Origin of the sequence: Streptomyces sp. NPDC046862, assembly GCF_040704615.1 — a bacterium.
In the GTDB taxonomy this organism is placed as follows: domain Bacteria; phylum Actinomycetota; class Actinomycetes; order Streptomycetales; family Streptomycetaceae; genus Streptomyces.
Genome location: NZ_JBEYXP010000027.1, coordinates 40,717 through 59,888 on the forward strand (window position 1 = coordinate 40,717; position 19,172 = coordinate 59,888).

The 19,172-nt window shown below is 71.3% G+C and carries 20 protein-coding genes; 7 read left to right on the forward strand and 13 right to left on the reverse strand.

The genetic code is table 11. The annotated features are described in order from the left end of the window. The first annotated feature begins 1 nt into the window (after position 1). The 3 genes from AB0959_RS27935 (at position 2) to AB0959_RS27945 (ending at position 2,502) form a co-directional block, all read left to right on the forward strand. The gene (locus AB0959_RS27935) at positions 2 to 1,057 is read left to right on the forward strand and encodes a cupredoxin family copper-binding protein (protein WP_366829348.1); all 1,056 of its coding nucleotides are present in this window, start codon (positions 2 to 4) and stop codon (positions 1,055 to 1,057) included. A 144-nt stretch (positions 1,058 to 1,201) separates the two neighbouring features. Further along, on the forward strand, positions 1,202 to 1,774 hold the full coding sequence (locus AB0959_RS27940; protein WP_366829349.1) for a hypothetical protein: 573 nt from the start codon (positions 1,202 to 1,204) through the stop codon (positions 1,772 to 1,774). Next, positions 1,771 to 2,502 carry a cupredoxin family copper-binding protein gene (locus AB0959_RS27945; protein ID WP_366829350.1) on the forward strand — a complete coding sequence of 244 codons (732 nt, stop codon included), beginning with the start codon at positions 1,771 to 1,773 and terminating at the stop codon, positions 2,500 to 2,502. The genes AB0959_RS27940 and AB0959_RS27945 overlap by 4 nt, the downstream gene beginning before the upstream one ends. 8 nt (positions 2,503 to 2,510) lie before the next feature. Here the strand turns inward: AB0959_RS27945 and AB0959_RS27950 are convergent, their stop codons facing one another. Beyond that, positions 2,511 to 3,014, reverse strand: a complete 504-nt coding sequence (locus AB0959_RS27950) for a CGNR zinc finger domain-containing protein (protein WP_366829351.1) — start codon at positions 3,012 to 3,014, stop codon at positions 2,511 to 2,513. Positions 3,015 to 3,165: 151 nt separating this feature from the next. Here AB0959_RS27950 and AB0959_RS27955 point away from each other — a divergent pair, with 151 nt between their 5' ends. Further along, positions 3,166 to 3,525: a VOC family protein gene (locus AB0959_RS27955; RefSeq protein ID WP_366829352.1), complete on the forward strand. Its 360-nt coding sequence runs from the start codon at positions 3,166 to 3,168 to the stop codon at positions 3,523 to 3,525. 27 nt (positions 3,526 to 3,552) lie between these two features. Beyond that, entirely contained in the window at positions 3,553 to 3,945 is a 393-nt protein-coding gene (locus AB0959_RS27960; RefSeq protein ID WP_366829353.1) for a VOC family protein, read from the forward strand. 23 nt (positions 3,946 to 3,968) lie between these two features. On the opposite strand, the gene AB0959_RS27965 is transcribed toward AB0959_RS27960, so the two are convergent. From AB0959_RS27965 to AB0959_RS27980, 4 genes are all read right to left on the reverse strand, one after another. Beyond that, the gene (locus tag AB0959_RS27965) at positions 3,969 to 5,186 is read right to left on the reverse strand and encodes a dipeptidase (protein ID WP_366829354.1); all 1,218 of its coding nucleotides are present in this window, start codon (positions 5,184 to 5,186) and stop codon (positions 3,969 to 3,971) included. A 134-nt stretch (positions 5,187 to 5,320) separates the two neighbouring features. Further along, positions 5,321 to 6,499, reverse strand: coding sequence for a dipeptidase (locus tag AB0959_RS27970; RefSeq protein ID WP_366829355.1), 1,179 nt, complete (start codon positions 6,497 to 6,499; stop codon positions 5,321 to 5,323). 5 nt (positions 6,500 to 6,504) lie between these two features. Beyond that, entirely contained in the window at positions 6,505 to 7,035 is a 531-nt protein-coding gene (gene purE, locus AB0959_RS27975) for a 5-(carboxyamino)imidazole ribonucleotide mutase (protein WP_366829356.1), read from the reverse strand. Then, positions 7,032 to 8,276, reverse strand: coding sequence for a 5-(carboxyamino)imidazole ribonucleotide synthase (locus AB0959_RS27980; protein ID WP_366829433.1), 1,245 nt, complete (start codon positions 8,274 to 8,276; stop codon positions 7,032 to 7,034). The genes purE and AB0959_RS27980 overlap by 4 nt, the downstream gene beginning before the upstream one ends. A 154-nt stretch (positions 8,277 to 8,430) precedes the next feature. On the opposite strand from AB0959_RS27980, the gene AB0959_RS27985 reads away from it, so the two are divergent. Then, a complete protein-coding gene (locus tag AB0959_RS27985; protein ID WP_366829357.1) occupies positions 8,431 to 9,000 on the forward strand; it encodes a GtrA family protein in 570 nt (189 codons plus the stop codon). A gap of 77 nt (positions 9,001 to 9,077) precedes the next feature. Here the strand turns inward: AB0959_RS27985 and AB0959_RS27990 are convergent, their stop codons facing one another. Further along, positions 9,078 to 10,352, reverse strand: a complete 1,275-nt coding sequence (locus tag AB0959_RS27990) for an ATP-binding protein (RefSeq protein ID WP_366829358.1) — start codon at positions 10,350 to 10,352, stop codon at positions 9,078 to 9,080. Between the two features lie 178 nt (positions 10,353 to 10,530). Then, the gene (locus AB0959_RS27995) at positions 10,531 to 11,208 is read right to left on the reverse strand and encodes a response regulator transcription factor (RefSeq protein WP_366829359.1); all 678 of its coding nucleotides are present in this window, start codon (positions 11,206 to 11,208) and stop codon (positions 10,531 to 10,533) included. A gap of 479 nt (positions 11,209 to 11,687) precedes the next feature. Between AB0959_RS27995 and AB0959_RS28000 the strand changes: the two genes are divergently transcribed. After that, entirely contained in the window at positions 11,688 to 13,184 is a 1,497-nt protein-coding gene (locus AB0959_RS28000; RefSeq protein ID WP_366829360.1) for an oligopeptide:H+ symporter, read from the forward strand. 181 nt (positions 13,185 to 13,365) lie between these two features. On the opposite strand, the gene AB0959_RS28005 is transcribed toward AB0959_RS28000, so the two are convergent. The 6 genes from AB0959_RS28005 to AB0959_RS28030 form a co-directional block, all read right to left on the reverse strand. After that, positions 13,366 to 14,616, reverse strand: a complete 1,251-nt coding sequence (locus tag AB0959_RS28005; RefSeq protein WP_366829434.1) for a hypothetical protein — start codon at positions 14,614 to 14,616, stop codon at positions 13,366 to 13,368. A 77-nt stretch (positions 14,617 to 14,693) separates the two neighbouring features. Further along, positions 14,694 to 15,809, reverse strand: a complete 1,116-nt coding sequence (locus tag AB0959_RS28010) for a hypothetical protein (protein ID WP_366829435.1) — start codon at positions 15,807 to 15,809, stop codon at positions 14,694 to 14,696. A 47-nt stretch (positions 15,810 to 15,856) separates the two neighbouring features. Then, on the reverse strand, positions 15,857 to 16,711 hold the full coding sequence (locus AB0959_RS28015) for a hypothetical protein (protein WP_366829361.1): 855 nt from the start codon (positions 16,709 to 16,711) through the stop codon (positions 15,857 to 15,859). Between the two features lie 42 nt (positions 16,712 to 16,753). After that, a complete protein-coding gene (locus AB0959_RS28020) occupies positions 16,754 to 17,521 on the reverse strand; it encodes an LPXTG cell wall anchor domain-containing protein (protein ID WP_366829362.1) in 768 nt (255 codons plus the stop codon). Positions 17,522 to 17,942: 421 nt separating this feature from the next. Continuing rightward, positions 17,943 to 18,527: an ATP-binding protein gene (locus tag AB0959_RS28025; RefSeq protein WP_366829363.1), complete on the reverse strand. Its 585-nt coding sequence runs from the start codon at positions 18,525 to 18,527 to the stop codon at positions 17,943 to 17,945. A 272-nt stretch (positions 18,528 to 18,799) separates the two neighbouring features. Continuing rightward, on the reverse strand, positions 18,800 to 19,168 hold the full coding sequence (locus AB0959_RS28030) for an STAS domain-containing protein (protein WP_366829364.1): 369 nt from the start codon (positions 19,166 to 19,168) through the stop codon (positions 18,800 to 18,802). Between the last annotated feature and the right edge of the window lie 4 nt (positions 19,169 to 19,172).

Consider the following 19,172-nt stretch of genomic DNA (forward strand, 5'->3'; position numbering starts at 1 on the left):
TGTGAAACGCACCAACGAAACCGGTGAGCGGGAGCGGCGGCGCAGGCCGCCCGCCGGGAATCGGGCCCTGCTGCTGGCCGGGCTCGGGGCGGCCCTCGCGGCCGTGCTCAGTCTCGGGCTCCTGCAGGCGGCCTCGGGCACCTCGGCGGCCGGCTCCGAGCGGACCGCGGGCGCGGCTCAGGCGCCCGCCGCCGCCGAGGCGCAGCCCGCCGCCGCTGCCGCGCCGGACCACCAGGTCGACATCATGAACTACCAGTTCGGCGACGGTAAGCAGCTCGTCGTCAAGGTGGGCGAGACGGTGCGGTGGACCAACCACGACAGCGCGCCGCACACGGTCACCACGACCAAGGGTCCGAAGGACTTCGACTCCGGCACACTGAAGCAGGGCGACTCCTGGTCGTACACCTTCACCAAGGCCGGGACGTACGAGTACTACTGCGCCGTGCACCCGGACATGGTCGGGTCCGTGAAGGTCGTCGACGACGACAGCGGGTCGACGGGCGGGTCCGGTGGCGGAGCCGGCGGTGGGACCGGCGGTGGAACCGGTGGCGGGTCCTCCGGTGGATCCACCGGAGGTTCCACGGGTGGCACCTCGGGCGGTACGTCCGGCGGTGGCTCGGGCGGCTCGACCGGCGGTACGTCCGGTGGCGGCACCGGCGGCACCTCCGGTGGTACGGGCGGTGGCGGCTCCGGTGACGACGAGAGTTGCGCGAGCGTCAAGGACGTCCTGCTTCCGATCCTGCGGCACCTCGACACCGCGCACCTGGAGCGGTCGCCCGGGCAGCAGGTGCAGGACGCGCTGGCACTCGACTCGTACGTCAAGATGCACACGGTATGGATCGAGACCATCCTCACACCGGCCGTCGAAGGTGGCGGAACGGTCGCCGACGACACGCTCAGCACGCTGCTGAACCACATCAACAAGGCGCACCTGGAGGAGTCGCCCGGGCAGCAGGTAAGCGATCTGCTGAACGTGGACGGCTACGTGAAGATGCACACGGTCTGGGCCGGGCAACTGCTCGCCCCCACCGAGGACTTCCTCACCGACAGCTGCTGACGCGCCCTTGCCCGCGGCGGAGCCGCTATCAGCTACCGCGGGGTGGACGCCGGTCCGGCCGAGGCTCAGTCGGCCGGACCGGCGCCCACCCCATTCTCCACATCCTCCCCACACCTCGGGAACCGCTTTCCAAGGAGATCCGGGATGACAACCGTCACCCTGCCCACCGTCACCCCACCGCCGGAGTCGCCCGGCGGGGTCGGCCGGCTGCCTCGGCCCGGCCGGTACGCCGTGGCGCCCGGCCGCTCGCTCGTCGAACTCACCGGCTGGTACGGCCCGTTGCCCACCCGTCGCCGCCGCGTCACCCTCACCGGGGCCTCACTGACCGTGCCGGAGCCCGGCGTCCCCGGCACGGGCGAGTCCGGCGCCGTAACCTCCAGCCCTTCCGAACAGCCCGTGTTCCGCTTCGAGTTGACCGGTCTCGGGCCGCCGTCCGCGCTCACCTCGTCCCGGGCGGCCCTCGTCTCCCAGCACGTCGAGCCCTTCGACGACGGCCAGCGGCTGCGACTGCGGCTGCTCGCCGACCTCGAACTGGGCGGCGTGCTCTTCCCCGTGCTGCTGTGGCTGCGCGTCGTCGAGCGCGCCGACGACCGGCTGCTCGTGGTGGGCACCGCACGGCTGCCGTACCGCCTGCTGCGCCGGGCCACCGGATTCCGGCTCGGCCGGCTGTGCCCGGCGACGCGGCTGCGGCTGCTGGTCGCCGCGGAGTTCGCGTGAGGGCGGCGCGGCGGACGGCCCTGGGTGCCGTACTCGCCGTACTCACGCTCTCCTTCCTGCTGTTCCCGCCGTTCGCGGCTCCGGAGCGGGCGGCGGCCGCCTCGTACCGGGTGGTGATGAAGGGGTACGCCTTCGCTCCTGGGGCCCTGACGGTCGACGTCGGCTCCACCGTGACGTGGACCAACCAGGACACGGCTCCGCACGACGTGAAGACCACTTCGGGCCCGGTCGCGATCCACTCCCCCATGCTGAACAAGGGCCAGAGCTGGAGCTTCACCTTCACCCGGGCCGGCTCGTACGGCTACTACTGCACCGTCCACCCGGACATGACGGCCCGGATCGTGGTCCGCGCGGCGGCACCCGCGACCCCGGCGGCGCCCGCCACCCACGACCACACCGGGACCGCCTCCGGCCGCCACGCCACGGTGCCGGGGCGGGCCGCGACGACGGCGGCACCGAGCACCCGGGCACCGGCGACCCGTACGGCCCGCTCGCCGTCGCCGTCCCCCAGCATGTCCATGGCCTCTCCGGCGCCCGTGGACTCCCCGCCCACGACCACGGCACCGCAGACCCAGCAGACCGTGTCGGCGGCCCGCCCCCTGGATCCGCTGCTCGTGCTGGCCGGACTGGTCGCGGGCGTCGCCGTGCTGTGCCTGCTGCTGGTGGGCTCGCGGGCGGCGGCCTCGCGGGAGGGAGAGGAGATCCAGGGCCTGTCCGACAGGACCTGAGACCCGAGTCAGGCCTTCGCGCGGTAGCGGCGCATCTTCGCGCGTGCCCCGCACACCGACATCGAGCACCACCGACCGCGGCCCGCCGGGCTGCGGTCGTAGTACGCCCAGTGACACTCGGGCAGTTCGCAGGCCTTGAGGCGGAGCCAGGTGCCGGCGGTGAGCGCCTGGGCCACGGCCGCCGCGACACGGGAGAACAGCGGGCCCTCGTCGGCCGGGGCGAGGGTCGCCGAGCCGTCCCGCGCGTCGACCGCGACGTACAGCGGTGCCCGTGCCAGCAGCTCTCCCAGAGGTGTCACCTCACGGTGCGGCGGGTGGCCCGCGTGGGCCAGGCAGACGGCGCGCAGCGACTCCCTCAGTTCCCTTACGTCCGCGAGGTCCCGTTCCGCGATGCCGAAGCGGTCCCGGCCCTCGGCGGTGTCCAGGTCGTCGGCGCCCGACTCCAGGTCGACGGTGTTCACCAGGGCCTCCACCAGGGCCAGGCCGTCGGGTGCGGGCGCTCTCTCACTCATGCCAGCGACGGTACCTCCGATCGCGGTGTTCCCCGTGTCGGCGTTTTTCCCTTGCAGCGTTACCTCATGTACGGCAGCATGCAGTAACGGTTACCTGTTGACCGCTTCTAGCGGTAACCGTCACTTCGACCATCGCTTCAAGGAGGAAGTCATGGCTCTCGCCAAGCTGGGCGTCGTCGTCCTGGACTGTCCCGACCCTCGCGCACTCGCCGGTTTCTACGCCGGGGTGCTGGGCGGCACCGTCGAGGGCGACGGCGACTGGGTGGACCTGAAGGTGCCCGGCGGTCAGTCGATGGCCTTCCAGGCGGTGCCCGGGCACGTACCGCCGGCGTGGCCCGCGCCCGACGCCTCGCAGCAGTTCCACCTGGACCTGACCGTGGACGACATGGACGGCGCCGAGCGGGAGGTGCTCGCGCTGGGGGCGAAGGCCCTGGACACGGAGGACCGGTCGCGGAGCTGGCGGGTTTACGCGGACCCGGCGGGGCACCCGTTCTGCCTCTGCGCCTGCTGATCCGTCCCCGCTGCCCCCGGAGGTCCGATGCCGGCCGTCGCTCGTTTCCGTTCCGTCGTGCTGGACTGCCCCGACCCGCACGCGCTCGCCGCCTTCTACGCGAAGGTCGGCGGTGGGACTCCCCGGGCCGAGGACGACGACTGGGTCGTCCTGGACATCCCCGACGGTCCGCGCCTCTCCTTCCAGCGGGCGCCCGGGTACCAGCCGCCCCAGTGGCCGCGGGCCGACCACGACTCGCAGCAGTTCCACATCGACTTCGACGCCGGGAGCACCTGGGAGGAGGTCGACGCGGCCCACGAGAAGGTGCTGGCGCTGGGCGCGCGGCCGCTGGATCTGGAGGACCGGGAGAAGAAGGACTTCCTGGTGTACGCCGACCCGGCCGGGCACCCGTTCTGCCTGTGCCGGATCGAGTCGGAGTAACCACACATCCAGTTCCCTGGCAGCTACCCGTCCAGCTCCGTGATCCTCGCCGTGGACGGCTCGCGCCGTTCCTGGATCGCCTTGGCCGTGAAGTCGGCGGCGCGCAGGACGCGCTGGACGTTGCCCCAGGTGAGCAGCGCGAGCTGTTCCCCGGTCCAGCCGCGGGTGAGGAGTTCGGCGACGAGGTGCGGGTAGCAGGAGGCGTCGGCGAGTTCCTGCGGGTGGGCGGTCCCCGAGTCGTACGTCCCGGACAGGCCGACGCACTCCGGGCCGGCGACGGCGCGCACGTGGTCGAGATGGTCCGCGACGTCCCGCACGGAGGGGCCGGTCTGCTCGGCGGTGAGCGGCACGAGGCACAGCCCTTGGGCGGTGCCGAGTTCCGCCAGGACCTCGTCGGGGAGGTTGGCCGGGTGGGGGCGCAGGGCCCGTGCGGCGGAGCGGGCGAACAGCACCGGGGCGCGGGAGAGGTCGAAGGTGCGCCGGATCGTGGCGTCTGAGGCCCCGGAGAGGTCGACGAGCACCCCGAGGCGGTTCATCTCCCGGACGACCTCCTCGCCGAACCGGGTCAGCCCCGCCTCGCCCGCCCAGCTCACGCCGGAGAGCGTGAACACCTTCACGCCGAGCGTGTGCAGGCAGCGCAGGACGCCCAGCGAGTCGCCGAGGGCGGAGGCGCCGGCGGGGCCGAGGAGGACGGCGACCCGGCCGCAGTGGCGGGCGTCGGTGGTCTCCCCGGCGCTGCGGGTGAGGCGCAGTCCCTCGGGGTGGGCGTCCACCACGGCCCTGACCAGGTCCAGCTGCTCCAGGGTGGCGCCGACGGCCTGGTCACCGCTGAGCCTGTCCGGCAGGTGCAGCGAACAGAACAGCGCGGCCACGTGGCCCCGGCGCATCCGCGGCACATCGGTGTCCACGGCCTTCTCGCCGAGTTCCAGGTCGTACCAGGGGAAGTGGCGCAGTGCCCAGGGCAGTCCGCTGTAGCCGTCGGCGACGGGGTGCTCGGCGAGGATCGCGTGCGCCCGCTCCAGGAGGTCGTCGGGAGTCAGGGGGGCGTCGGAGGCCTCGGCGCTCCCCGCCCCGGCGCTCCCCGCCCCGGCTATGCGTTCGACCGCAGGCGGCTCGGGAGCCGGCCGCACCGGGAGGGGCTCGGGTTCGGGCAGGCCCGCCGGGCCCTCTCTCCCGACCGCGCTGGAACCGGGGGGACCCTCGTCGACCGTGGTGTTCCGTTCGTCCTGCAGGCCTGCCATGGCGCGACTCCCTCGTGGACGGCGATCGCAGTACGGTCACCGTTTCACGGAGCCACGGGGGCTTCCTGGTGGGTGGGGCGTTCGGGGGTACGGCCGTGCGCGGGCACCCCGGGTCGGGGCGCCCGCGCACGGTGTCAGCCGTCCAGCTCCGCGGGCGTGGCGTTCGAGGGAGCCGTGCGCGGGAGCAGGTCCCGTGACACGTCCTCGGCGGCGCCCAGCACCCGTACCGCGTTCTGCCAGGTCAGCTTGGCGAGGTCGGTGGTCGACCAGCCGCGGTCGAGGAGTTCGGCGATCAGGTTCGGGTAGCCGGAGACGTCGCTGAGGCCGTCCGGGGTGAAGGCCGTGCCGTCGTAGTCGCCGCCGATGCCGAGGTGGTCGATGCCGGCGACCTCGCGCATGTGGTCCAGGTGGTCGGCGACCGTGGACACGGTGGCGACCGGGCGCGGGTGGGCCTCCTCGAAGGCGCGGTGGACCTTCATCGCCTCGGGGGTGGTGTCGAGGTGGTGGAAGCCGTGCGCGCGCATGTTCTCGTCGGCGGCCACCGTCCAGTCGACCGCCGCCTGGAGCACGAACTTCGGCACGAACGTCACCATCGCCACTCCGCCGTTGCCGGGCAGTCGCTCCAGTACGTCGTCCGGGATGTTGCGCGGGTGGTCGCACACAGCGCGCGAGGAGGAGTGGCTGAAGATCACGGGCGCGGCCGACGTGTCCAGCGCGTCCCGCATGGTCGTCGCCGCCACGTGGGAGAGGTCCACGAGCATGCCGAGCCGGTTCATCTCCCGTACGACCTCTCGGCCGAAGGCCGACAGCCCGCCGACGTTCGGCTCGTCGGTCGCCGAGTCCGCCCAGTCGTTGTTGTCGTTGTGGGTGAGCGTCATGTAGCGGACGCCGAGCGCGTACAGCCCGCGCAGGGTGGCCAGGGAGTTGTCGATGGAGTGGCCGCCCTCGGCGCCCATCAGTGACGCGATACGGCCTTCCGATCGCGCCGTCTCCATGTCCGCGGCCGTGCGCGCGGCCCGCAGGTCCTGCGGATAGCGGTCGATCAACTGCCGTACGCAGTCGATCTGTTCGAGCGTGGCGGTCACCGCGCCCGGCAGGTCCGAGCGCACGTACACCGACCAGAACTGTGCCCCGACACCGCCCGCGCGCAGCCGCGCCAGGTCGGTGTGCAGATGGGCGCTCTGGTCGGTGGCGATGTCGCGGGCACCCAGGTCGTAGCGGACCTGTTCACGCAGTGCCCACGGCAGGTCGTTGTGGCCGTCGACGACCGGGAACCCGGCGAGGAGTTCCCGTGCTTCCCCCAGTGACGTCATACCGGTCACTTACCCGTACCGAACCCGAAACCACCCGCCGAGCCGTCGACCTTGGAGCGCAGGCGCTTGCCCTTCTCGGTGGCCTGGTCGTTCAGTTCCTGCTGGAACTCCCGCATACGGCCGAGGAGTTCCTCGTCGTGCGCGGCGAGGATACGGGCGGCCAGCAGACCGGCGTTGCGCGCGCCGGCGACGGAGACGGTGGCGACCGGCACGCCCGCGGGCATCTGCACGATCGACAGCAGGCTGTCCATGCCGTCCAGGTACTTCAGCGGGACGGGCACGCCGATGACGGGCAACGGGGTCACCGAGGCGAGCATGCCGGGCAGGTGGGCCGCTCCCCCGGCGCCCGCGATGATCACCTTCAGCCCGCGCTCGGCGGCCTCCTCGCCGTACGCGATCATCTCGCGGGGCATGCGGTGCGCGGAGACGACGTCGACCTCGTACGCGATCTCGAACTCGTCGAGGGCCTGCGCGGCGGCCTCCATGACGGGCCAGTCGGAGTCCGACCCCATGACGATGCCTACGACTGGGCTCATTCGGTGATCGTCCCTCTCAGGTAGCCGGCTGCGTGACGCGCGCGCTCCAGCACGTCGTCGAGGTCGTCGCCGTAGGTGTTGACGTGGCCCACCTTGCGGCCGGGCTTCACGTCCTTGCCGTACATGTGGATCTTGAGCTTCGGGTCGCGGGCCATGCAGTGCAGGTACGCGGAGTACATGTCCGGGAAGTCGCCGCCGAGGACGTTGACCATGACCGTCCACGTGGCGCGGGGGCGCGGGTCGCCGAGGGGCAGGTCGAGGACGGCCCGGACGTGGTTGGCGAACTGCGAGGTGATGGCTCCGTCCTGCGTCCAGTGGCCGGAGTTGTGGGGGCGCATGGCGAGCTCGTTGACGAGGATGCGGCCGTCGCGGGTCTGGAACAGCTCGACGGCGAGGTGGCCGACGACACCGAGTTCCTTCGCGATCCGCAGCGCCAGCTCCTCGGCCCGCAGGGCGAGGGTCTCGTCGAGGTCCGGCGCGGGGGCGATCACCGTGTCGCACACGCCGTTCACCTGACGGGACTCCACGACCGGGTAGGCGACGGCCTGGCCGTGCGGGGAGCGTACGACGTTGGCGGCGAGCTCGCGCAGGAAGTCGACCTTCTCCTCGGCGAGCACGGGGACCCCGGCCCTGAACGGGTCGGCGGCCTCCTCGGCGGAGTCGACGACCCACACACCCTTGCCGTCGTAGCCGCCGCGCACGGTCTTGAGGACGACCGGAAAACCGCCCGCCCGTCGCCCACCACCGCCCTTGCCGGAGGGCACTTCGTGCCCGTCCCTTTCGAGTTCCTCCGCGAAGGCGACCACGTCGTCCGGATCGGTCACGATCCGGTGCCGCGGGCACGGCACGCCGATGGCGTCCAGCTTCGCCCGCATCACGCCCTTGTCCTGGGCGTGCACGAGCGCGTCCGGACCGGGGCGTACGGGTATACCGTCCGCCTCCAGCGCGCGCAGATGCTCGGTGGGCACGTGCTCGTGATCGAAGGTGATCACGTCACAGCCGCGTGCGAAGTCGCGCAGCGTGCCGAGGTCGCGATAGTCGCCTATGACGACATCGCTGACGACCTGCGCCGCGGAATCCTGAGGAGTGTCACTGAGGAGCTTGAACCTGATGCCCAACGGGATGCCCGCCTCGTGTGTCATACGAGCGAGCTGGCCACCGCCGACCATGCCGACTACCGGGAACGTCACACCCACAGGGTATCGGCCACCGCGGCCGGCCTTCCGACGGCCGGTTTCCACAGCCTTTGCCACACGCTTGACGAAGCCTGTGAGCTCGTACACAGGCATCCCCAAGGGGTCCTGGTTAGCATGGCTGAGTCGGCGCACCCTACCGACGATCAGACCGACGAACGATCCGACCGACGAATCCGATTGTGACGGGGGCCGGCAGACGATGGGCAGTACCACCTCGGGGCCGAAAGCGGGTCCCGCACGCGGTGTCCTGCGCCGCCGGCTCGACCAGTTCGCGGGCGAGGTCGCCAAGTTCGGCGCGGTCGGCGGGGCGGGGCTGCTGGTCAACCTCGGTGTGTTCAACCTGGTCCGGCACGTCACGGACCTGCAGGTGGTGCGGGCCAGTGTCATCGCCACGATCGTCGCGATCGCGTTCAACTACATCGGCTTCCGCTACTTCACGTACCGCGACCGCGACAAGAGCGGCCGGACGAAGGAGCTGACGCTCTTCCTGCTCTTCAGCGCGGTCGGCCTCGTCATCGAGAACGGCGTCCTGTACGCCGCGACCTACGGCTTCGGCTGGGACAGCCCCCTTCAGAGCAACGTCTTCAAGTTCCTCGGCATCGGCATCGCCACTCTGTTCCGCTTCTGGTCCTACCGCACCTGGGTCTTCCGCGCCCTCCCGGCGAAGGAGGCGGTGGCGAGCGCGGAATCGTTCCTGGAGGAGGGACGACGCCGCAGGCCGGCACTGTCGGGCAGCACGGCGTACAGCCAGAGGAACCGCCACCAGTAGGGGGCGCGCCCCAAAGGGGCGCGGGGAACTGCGCGAGCAACCACAGACAACGCGGCAGCCGAAAACGAACCGTCACCTCACCGAACCGTCCGCCCCTCACCCCCGGAGGGAACCGGCTTCAGGGGCGTCCGCGACAGGAACAGCCCGAACACCGGCGGCTGAAGCTGGAGCATCTCCAGGCGCCCCCCGTCCGCCTCGGCGAGATCGCGGGCCACGGCCAGCCCGATCCCCGTCGAGTTCCGCCCGCTGATCGCCCGCTCGAAGATCCGCGCCCCGAGGTCGGCGGGGATGCCGGGCCCCTCGTCGGTCACCTCGATCACCGCCTGGTTGCCGGTCACGCGCGTCCGCAGCGCCACGGTCCCGCCCCCGTGCATGAGCGAGTTCTCGATGAGCGCGGCCAGCACCTGGGCCACCGCCCCCGGCGTCCCCACGGCCCGCAGGTGCCGCTTGCCCGAACTGACGATCGCGCGGCCCGCGCTGCGGTAGGCCGGCCGCCACTCCTCCAGCTGCTGCTTGATCACCTCGTCGAGATCGAAGGAGACGGCGGAGCCGGTGCGCGGATCGCGGGAGTTCGTCAGCAGCCGCTCCACCACGTCCGTGAGGCGCTCGACCTGCGTCAGCGCGATGGTCGCCTCCTCCTTCACCGTGTCCGGATCGTCGGTGAGGGTGATCTCCTCCAGCCGCATGGAGAGCGCCGTCAGCGGCGTACGGAGCTGGTGGGACGCGTCGGCGGCCAGGCGCCGCTCGGCGGTGAGCATACGGGCGATGCGCTCGGCGGAGGCGTCGAGGACGTCCGCGACCCGGTCGAGCTCCGGGACTCCGTACCGCTTGTGGCGCGGTCTCGGGTCGCCCGAGCCGAGGCGCTCCGCGGTCTCCGCGAGATCGGTGAGGGGGGACGCGAGGCGGTTGGCCTGGCGTACGGCGAGGAGGACTGCCGCGATGACGGCGAGCAGCGCGACCGCGGCGATGATCAGCAGCGTACGGCCGACCTCCCGGGTCACGGACGACCGCGGTTCCTCGACGGTGACCGTCTCGCCCTGGTCACCCTCCTCCTCGGAGTGGATGACGTCACCCGTGGGCCGCCGGCCGATCTCGATCTGTTCCCGGCCGGGGATGTCGATGAGCGCGTACCGCCCGTCGGCGACCTGGTCCCTGAGCACGTCGGCGCCGACCCGCTCGTCCCCCATGATCCGGCTGTCCACGATGCTCACCAGCCGCACCGCCTCGGAGTCGACGCGCTCCTGGGCGCTGTTGGTGATCGTGCGCGTCTCGACGATCACCAGGGAGACCCCGAAGACCGCTATCACCACGAGAACCACGGCAAGCGTGGACTGAATGAGACGACGACGCACGGGGCCCTCCGAGCAGCAGGTTTACGTGGACCAGTGTGCCTCGGAGTACTGCGCGACCCCGGTCAGGGTGGGCGCGCCCCAAGGGGCGCGGGGAACTGCGCGAGCGACCACGGACAACCCGCACCCGCAGAACGCACCGCGGACACAACGGCGGCACCGCGATCAACGAGACAACAGCTCAGCTCTTCTCGAAACGGAACCCGACACCCCGAACCGTGGCGATGTATCGCGGATTGGCGGCATCGTCCCCGAGCTTCTTCCGCAACCACGAGATGTGCATGTCGAGCGTCTTGGTCGACGACCACCACGTCGTGTCCCAGACCTCCCGCATGAGCTGGTCCCGGGTGACGACCCGCCCCGCGTCCCGCACGAGCACCCGCAGCAGGTCGAACTCCTTCGCCGTGAGCTGGAGCTCCTCGTCGCCCATCCACGCCCGGTGGGACTCGACGTCGATGCGGACGCCATGGGTGGCGGGCGGCTGCTGGGGCTCCGAGGCGCCGCGCCGCAGTAGGGCCCGCACGCGGGCGAGCAGCTCGGCGAGCCGGAACGGCTTGGTGACGTAGTCGTCGGCGCCCGCGTCGAGACCGACGACGGTGTCCACCTCGTCGGCGCGCGCGGTCAGGATGAGGACGGGGACGGTGTGGCCCTCGGCGCGGAGCCTGCGGGCCACCTCCAGGCCGTCCATGCCGGGCAGCCCCAGGTCCAGGACGACCAGGTCGACGCCCCCCTGCAGCCCGGCGTCCAACGCGGTGGGACCGTCCTGGCGCACCTCGACCTCGTAGCCCTCCCGGCGCAGTGCGCGGGCCAGCGGCTCCGAGATGGCCGAGTCGTCCTCGGCGAGCAGTACTCGGGTCATGGGGTGATGGTAGACCGCCTTTGACCACCGCAGGGAGGGTGATCGGCAACCGTGACTCACACCTTCACGCTGCGAACCTCTTACCTTCGTCCCCGACGATCTCCCGGGCGGTCACCCGGCGGCCTTCCGGGCGGCCACCCGGCGGCCCTCCGGTGATCTCCCGGCTCGCCCGTCGTCACCGGATCGAACCATCCCTCCGTCATCGTGACTCACAGTGACACCTCCGGGATGAGCTCCTGCGGCTATGCGATACGACCCCGTGTGCGACCTTCAAATGAGAGATCACAGTTCCTTTCTTACCTGTGATTCGCGTCTCAAGCACTTCCCGAACCGTTGTTACTCTGACGTATGGTGAAGGAACACACCTAGCACCACACGGGGACCTTCGGCGGCATTGACGCCGAAGGTCTCTTTTGTGTGCGGGAATGATCCATGACACGGATCCCCCACTCCCGCGCCCTGACCAGCAAGGAACGATCATGGCGTCCAGCCTGACGAAGGACTCGGTCTCCCCGGGCACCCCCGGTTCCGAGAGGACCTTCTTCGGCCAGCCCCGCGGGCTGGCCACCCTCTTCATGACCGAGATGTGGGAGAGGTTCTCCTACTACGGCATGAGGGCCCTGCTCCCGCTGTACCTCGTCGCCCCCGGCGGCCTGCACCTGAGCGCGGCGACCGCGACCGCGATCTACTCGGTGTACGTGTCGCTGGTGTACCTGCTCGCCATGCCGGGCGGCTGGTTCGGCGACCGGGTCTGGGGTCCCCGCAAGACCGTCGCCGTCGCGGGCGGCGTCATCATGCTCGGCCACCTCACGCTGGCCCTGCCGTCCTCCGGCACGTTCTACGCGGGCCTCGGCCTCGTCGCGATCGGTTCGGGTCTGCTGAAGGCCAACATCTCGACGATGGTCGGCCACCTCTACGACGGCCCGGACGACCCGCGCCGCGACGGCGGCTTCACCGTCTTCTACATGGGCATCAACCTCGGCGCCTTCGCCGCGCCGCTGGTCATCGGCACCATCGGTGAGAACGTCAACTGGCACCTCGGCTTCGCGCTCGCCGCGCTCGGTATGGCGCTGGGCCTCGCCCAGTTCCTGATCGGCAGCCGGCACCTCGCCGCGCGCTCCAGCGTCGTCCCGACGCCGCTGTCCGCCGAGGAGAAGACCTCGACGCTGCGCAAGGCCGCGATCTGGGCGGGCATCGCCGTCGTCTTCTACGCGATCGTCGGCTTCTCCGGCCACTACACGCTGAACTGGATCCTCGTCCCGCTGACCATCCTCGGTGTGGTCATCCCGACGATGGTGCTGGTCCGCATCAAGCGCGACAAGGACCTCGATGGCCCCGAGCAGTCGAAGATGTCCGCGTACATCTGGTTCTTCGTCGCCGCCGCCGTCTTCTGGATGATCTACGACCAGGGCGGCTCGACCCTGTCGATCTTCGCCGACTCCTCGGCCGAGAACAGCGTCCTCGGCTGGTCGTTCCCGGTCTCCTGGTACCAGTCCGTCAACCCGGTCCTGATCATGGCCCTGGCCCCGGTGTTCGCGTGGTTCTGGCTCGCGCTGAACCGGCGCGGCAAGGAGCCGAGCACGATCGTGAAGTTCGCCTCGGGTCTGGTCCTGGTCGGCGCGTCCTTCTTCCTGTTCCTCGCCCCGCTGACGATCGCCGAGGGCGGTCACAAGGCGGCCGCGATGTGGCTGGTGGGCATCTACTTCGTCCAGACCGTCGGCGAGCTGATGCTCTCCCCGGTCGGCCTGTCCGTCACGACGAAGATGGCGCCGATGAAGTACGCCTCCCAGATGATGGGCGTCTGGTTCCTGGCCGTCACCGCCGGCGACGCGACCACGGGTCTGCTGTCCATCGCGGGCGTCGGCCTGAACGGCACGGGCGTCGTCGCCCTGGAGGCCACGCTCGCGGTCGTCGCCGGTGTCGCGGTGTGGATGTACCGCAACAAGGTGAAGCAGCTGATGGGCGACGTGCGCTGACGCACCACGTGTACCACGTGTGAAGGGCCGCTCCACCGTCGCACGCGGTGGAGCGGCCCTTCGGCTGTTCCGGGTCCCTTCGGCTGTTCCGGGTCCCTTCGGCTGTTCCGGGCCCCTTCGGCTGTTCCGGGCCCCTTGGGCTGTTGCGGCTGCCCCGGCTGTCCCGGCTGTCAGGAGAACGTCAGCGCACCCGGCGACGCGGCAGGAACGTGAAGACGGCGCCACCGAGCAGCGTCACCGTCCCCGCGACCAGGCCCAGCGCCTTGAGCGAGCCGTGGTCCTCGGCGCCCGTCTCGGCCAGGCCGCCCGACGTGCCGCCGGAGCCGGACGACGAGCCTCCCGCCGAGCCCCCGGTCGTACCGCCCGCCGAATCGCCGCCCGAGGCACCGCCGGGCTGCCCCGTCGTGTCGAGGGTCAGCGAGACCTCGCTCTTGGACGGTGTGCACGTCGTCGTGGTGCCCAGCGCCTTGACCGTCAGCACACCCGGCGAGAGCGTCGACTCGCCGGAGGCCCCGGGCTTGTACGTGCCCGTCAGGTCGGGGACCTCGATCGGGTCGCCGGACTTGATCGCCTCGGAGTTCGTCGGCCCCTCCACATGCACGGTGCCCTTGTCGGCACCGCCGAGGGCCACCTCCATCGACGGCTTGACGGAGTCCTTGGGGATGTCCGCCGGACTGTCCATCACCGACTTCTTGAACTTCACCGTGAGGTCGTAACTCCCGCCGTTCTTCTTGGCGTTGATCTGCACGGGCGAGGTGGCGTCCTTGTCGCCGATCGGCGTCTTGCACTTGTAGGGGACCTGGACCTCCTTGCCGGTGAAGTCGGTCTGCCCGCCGTCGCCGCCTCCGTCCGCACCGGAGGACGGGGGCGGCGTCGTGGTCTGTGGCGGTGTCTGTGGCGGTGTCTGCGTGGGGGGCGGCGTGCTCCCGCCGCCCTCGGTCACGTTGATGGTGGCGGCCGACGTCACGGTCTCCGTCGGCGCGCACTTGGTGTCCGTCGACATGACGTTGATCGCGTACGCGTCCGGCGTCAGCGTCACCTGACCGGCCTTCGTCAGTTTCAGCTTGCCCTTCATGTCGGACAGCACCATGGCACCGCCCTTGGGAATGGCGGGGTTCTCTCGCGGCCCCTGCATCGCGATGTCGGCGGCCTGGGCCCCGGCGGCCTTCAGGGTGCCGCTCGGCTGGACGGAGTTGGCGGGCAGGTCGATGAGGTCGGGGTTCTTGGACGCCGCCTGGACGAACTTCCAGACCACCTCGACCTCGTCCCCCACCTTCGCGGTGGCGGGCGCGGTCACCTGCACCTTGGTGGTGCCGTTGACGGGCGGCAGCTGCGAGACGGCGGGCGGCACGCACTTCGTCGCGTAACTCACCTCCGCCGCCTGCGCCGGGACCGCGGCCACGCCGAGCAGGAGCCCGGCCCCGCCCAGCATCAGCGCGACCCCGGCCGCGCTCCCCCGGGACCGCCCTGCTCTCCCACGCCGTACCGTGAGAACTCTCCGTTGCGCGCTCACGTGTTTCCCTTCCTGGTCGGAGTCGTCGATCCGTTCTCTTTCGGTGCGGAGAGCTGTCCGGCCGCCGCCGTCCCCGGCTCGGTGTCCGGCGTGAACCACGGCAGGGTCGGGGTCGGGGTCGTACGAGACGTCGTGCTCATGGAGGGGGCCGCGGCGGACCTGGACGGCCGGGCCCGCGGCGCGGTCGGCCCGGAGTCGGTGGACGCGCGTCCCGGCACCGACCCCAGCAGCCGTCCACGCAGGTCGGGCAGCCGCAGCCCCCGGTGGCGCCGCGACACCCGGGCACCCGGCCGGACCCGGTCGACCACGGCCATCCCGATGCGGAACACCGCGGCCGGCACGACGACGGCGAGCAGGATCCAGAAGAGGGTCACGCCCCAGGGCCGGCCCACGCCCCAGGGCTGTTCGGCGAGCACCTTGCCGCCGTACTTGAGCGAGACGGTGTAGGACCCGTGCGCCCCGGAGGCCAGTTCGACCGGCAACGCGATCCGCGCCTTCTTGCCCGGCCGGAGCGTGCCGCGCCACTGCTGCTCCTCCCACTGAGGGGCGAACACCCCGTGGGAGGTGCCGACTTGGAAGACGGGGTCCTTGACCGGGGACGTGCCCACGTTGCCGACGGTGAAGACGAGCCGGCGCTGCGGCGGCGCTCCGAACCAGGTCAGCAACCCGCTCGATCCGTCCAGCCGCGTGTCCGTGAGGACGGAGAGCCGCCCTCCGGCGGTCTCCTCTGGCAGCGGCTCCACCGCGTGCCCGGCCACCTGGAGGACCGCGTCCGCCTCCGCCTTCTCTCCGGTCACCGTCGCGACGTGGACGACGCACGGGCACGGCACGGGCGGCTCGACCACCGGCAGTTTCTTGCCGAAGGAGCCCTTCGTGTCGGTGGTGACGGCCCGGCCGTCGGCGTTGGCACAGGAGTTGGTGCCGCCGATCACCCCGCGGGACGGTGTGGCCCGGCCGCAGATCAGCAGCATCAACAGGGCCCTGGACCGCCATCCGCTTCCGCTCACGGTGATCGAACCGCCCGTGCCCGCCTGCGACGTGGACAGTTTGACGGCCGGTTTGTCCGCCGCCCACGCGGCCGTTCCCGTCCCCACGACCCCCACCGCCGCCATCGGGACCAGGACGAGCGCGAGCACCGCCACCAGCACCGAGATCCGCCTCACGTCACCGCTCCCGTCAACTCGCTTTCTCCGCACGGCGGTTCCTCCACCGGCGCCCGTGCCCCACGACGCCTCGACCGCCGTACGACGAGGAAGGCGCCCACTGCCGCGGCCCCGACCGAGACTCCGGACACCGCGCCCCAGGGCACGAACCGCACGGCCGTCGCGCCCTCGTCGCGTACCGCGCCGCCGTCCGCCGTGACCGTCAGCCGTACGTCCACCGCGTCCAGCACGGGCCGGCCGGGCCACGGTTCGCTGAGCCGCACGCGACGCCCCGGTGCCAGTTCGACCGGCAGGGTGCGGGGCGCCCGGTCGAGGTGGCGCCGCCCGAAGAGACCCTCGGCGCGCACCGCCAGGTTCGGAGTCAGGGTCGTGGTACCGCGATTGACCAGCTCGTACGAGATGCGCTCGCCGCGGACCGTGACGCGCTCGACGGTGAGTGCGGGCACCTTCGGCCCGCCGACCCGGAGCCGGAGCCGTACGGTCCGTGACCGGCCGTCCGAGGAGCGGGCGGTGAGGGTGTCGGCGTGGTCGCCCGGAGCGGCGCCGGCCGGGACGTTGACCGTGAACGGCACCTCCGCACGCGTACGGGCGGGCACGTCGACGGACAGCGCACGCGCCGGAGCGCCCGCACGCGCGAAGACCACCCAGTCGCCGCCTGTGAGCCGTACTCTGACTGGCTCGGCCGACGGATTGCGCACCGACACCGTGTCCTGGAGGACCGCTCCGGGAGCGCCCTCCGCGTAGAAGGACGGCCGCCCGCCGCCCGACGGCACGACGGACCACCCGTCGTCGGCCACGGCAACGGGCGCCGTGGCGGCCAGCAGGAGGGCGGCGAGAAACAGGACACGCATGGGCGGCTCCAGCGGTACGGGTCGTACGGCTCCGCGTGCCGGTCAGCGGCGTACGGTCTGGTTCCTGCGGGTCAGCCACAGCACGCCCGCCGCACCCGCGAGCAGGACGGTGCCGCCGAGGGTGCCGAGCGCGACGGCGGAGTCCTCGGGACCGGTCTGCGGGAGTTCGCTCCCCGACCCGCTGGAGCTGCCGGAGCCACCGGAGCCCGCAGACCCGCCGGAACCGACCGACGCGGAGACGCCCTGGCTCCCGCTCGACGACCCCGAACCCCCGCCGGCCGCGGTGACGTCGAGAGTGAGCGCCGGTCCGGGGTTGTTGCCGGGCGTGCAGGTCGTGGTCGTACCGAGCGCCTTGATGGTGAGCACACCCGGCGTGAAGGTGACCTTGCCGGTCTTCTTCGGGGTGTACGTGCCGCTCAGATCGCTGATCTTGATGGGTGTGTTGGCGGGGATGGCCTCCGCGTTGGCGGGACCACTCACGTTGAGCGTGCCGCTCTCGGCGCCGCCCAGCTTGATGGTGGCGCTCGGGTTCATCGAGCCCTTGCCCAGCTCCACCGGGCTGGACGAGACACCCTTCTGCCACGACATGGTGATCTTGTAGCCGCTGCCGCTCTTGACGCCCTTGACGTCGATCGGCGAGACGGCGGACTTGTCACCGATCGGCGTCTTGCAGTTGTACTTCACCTCCACGACGTCGGCCTGGGCCGCGGGGGCGGCCATCAGCACCGCCGAGCCGGCCAGTGCCGCGGCGAACGCGAGCGCGGCGGTTCGTTTCTGGTACGTCCGGTACGACACCTCGGGACCCCACATTCTGACGGAACATCAGATTGGCGCCTCAAGGTACGCCCAGCCCCTTGGAGAGGGAAGACAAAGTGTGTGCCGGTTTCATGGTGACGGGCGGGGTCTCATCGGGGCGCGGAAGTGCGCCCTGTCAGGGGCGGGGGTACGCCCGTCAGGAGCGCGGGGGTGCGCCCGTCAGGAGCGCGGAAGTGCGCCCGTCAGGAGCGCGGAAGTGCGCCCGCCAGGGGCGCGGGGAACTGCGCGACCAGCCACCGACGGGCCCGCAGACACAAGGCGACCTCAGCCCCGTCAGGGGCGCGGGGAACTGCGCGACCAGCCACGACGAACCCGCAACCGAAAGACACCCCGGACCAACCCATGGGCACGGCGACCCGCACGACCCGCCCCCACCAGACCCGCACCCCACCAAGCAACCGCCAGTCAGCCCAGGTCAACCCTGCGGAGCACCCGGCCCTCCGACCTCCGCCCACACCGTCTTCCCCGCGACCCCGGGCTTACGTATGACCCCCCAGTCCAGACACAGCCGCTGCACGATGAACATCCCGTGCCCCCCCGGCCGCCCCGCACGATGCGGAGTACGGGGCGCGGGCTGCCCCGACCCCCGGTCGGAGACCTCGATGCGAAGCACCTTGTTGTCGCAGGCGATCCACAGCTCGTCGGGCCCCTCGGCGTGCAGACAGGCGTTGGTGACCAGCTCGGAGACGACCAGCAGGACGTCCTCCGCCGCGGCCCGCTGGTCGGCGTTGTCGGCGGGCAACCAGCCCCACGCGTACAACGCCTGGCGGGTGAAGTCACGGGCGAGCGGTACGACCCCGCTCTCACCCTCGAAACTCATCCTGCGGGTCTGCCCCCCGACGGCGGGCGCGGAGACAGGCGCGGAGGCGGGCGCGCCCTCGGGCACGCCTTCCGCGATCGCACCCTCTCGGGACGCGCCCCCTCCGGACGCCCCGGAAGCGCCGCCGGCGCCCGGTTCCGGGCCGCGGTCGCCCGGCGAGTAAGGCCGGGTGGTGCTCATCAGCGCTTCACCTCACCGATTCACCAGTTCACGAATCAAGACTCAGTACGTGGATCCGGAGATCCCCCCGGATCCCCGCGGCGCACCCGCCGTTTTGGCTGCCGACATATTCAGGATGTCTCCTGCCCGACCGAACCGTCCGAACACCCACTTATTCGGCACGGTCGGTGTGACAGGAGTAACGCGCCGCTCACGCAAGGGCAGACGGGTCGCCGTCGCGAGCGGTCCGGCCGGTCCGGCGGGTGCGCCCGGCCGGGAGGCGAGCGACGGGTCTAGCCGCCCAGCGCGGCTTCGAGCGTCTCGTGGACGGTGAAGACGGCGTCTGCCCCAGTGATCTCGAACACCCTGGCCACCACCGGTTGCATGCCCGCGAGATGAACCCCGCCGCCGGCCGCTTCGGCCTTCAGACGGGTCCCCAGCAGGACATTGAGCCCGGTGGAATCACAGAACTCCAGGCGCGAGCAGTCGACAACCAGACGCGTGAACCCTTTGTCGAGGCATTCGTCGAGTGGTTCACGCAACAGATCGGCGGTGTGGTGATCCAGCTCACCCGCGGGGATCACGACGGCGCTGGCGCCCTCTTCCCGCACTTCGACAAGAAGCCGGCCCGACTGTGCGCTGCCGAGCGTCCCGCGGTCCATGCCG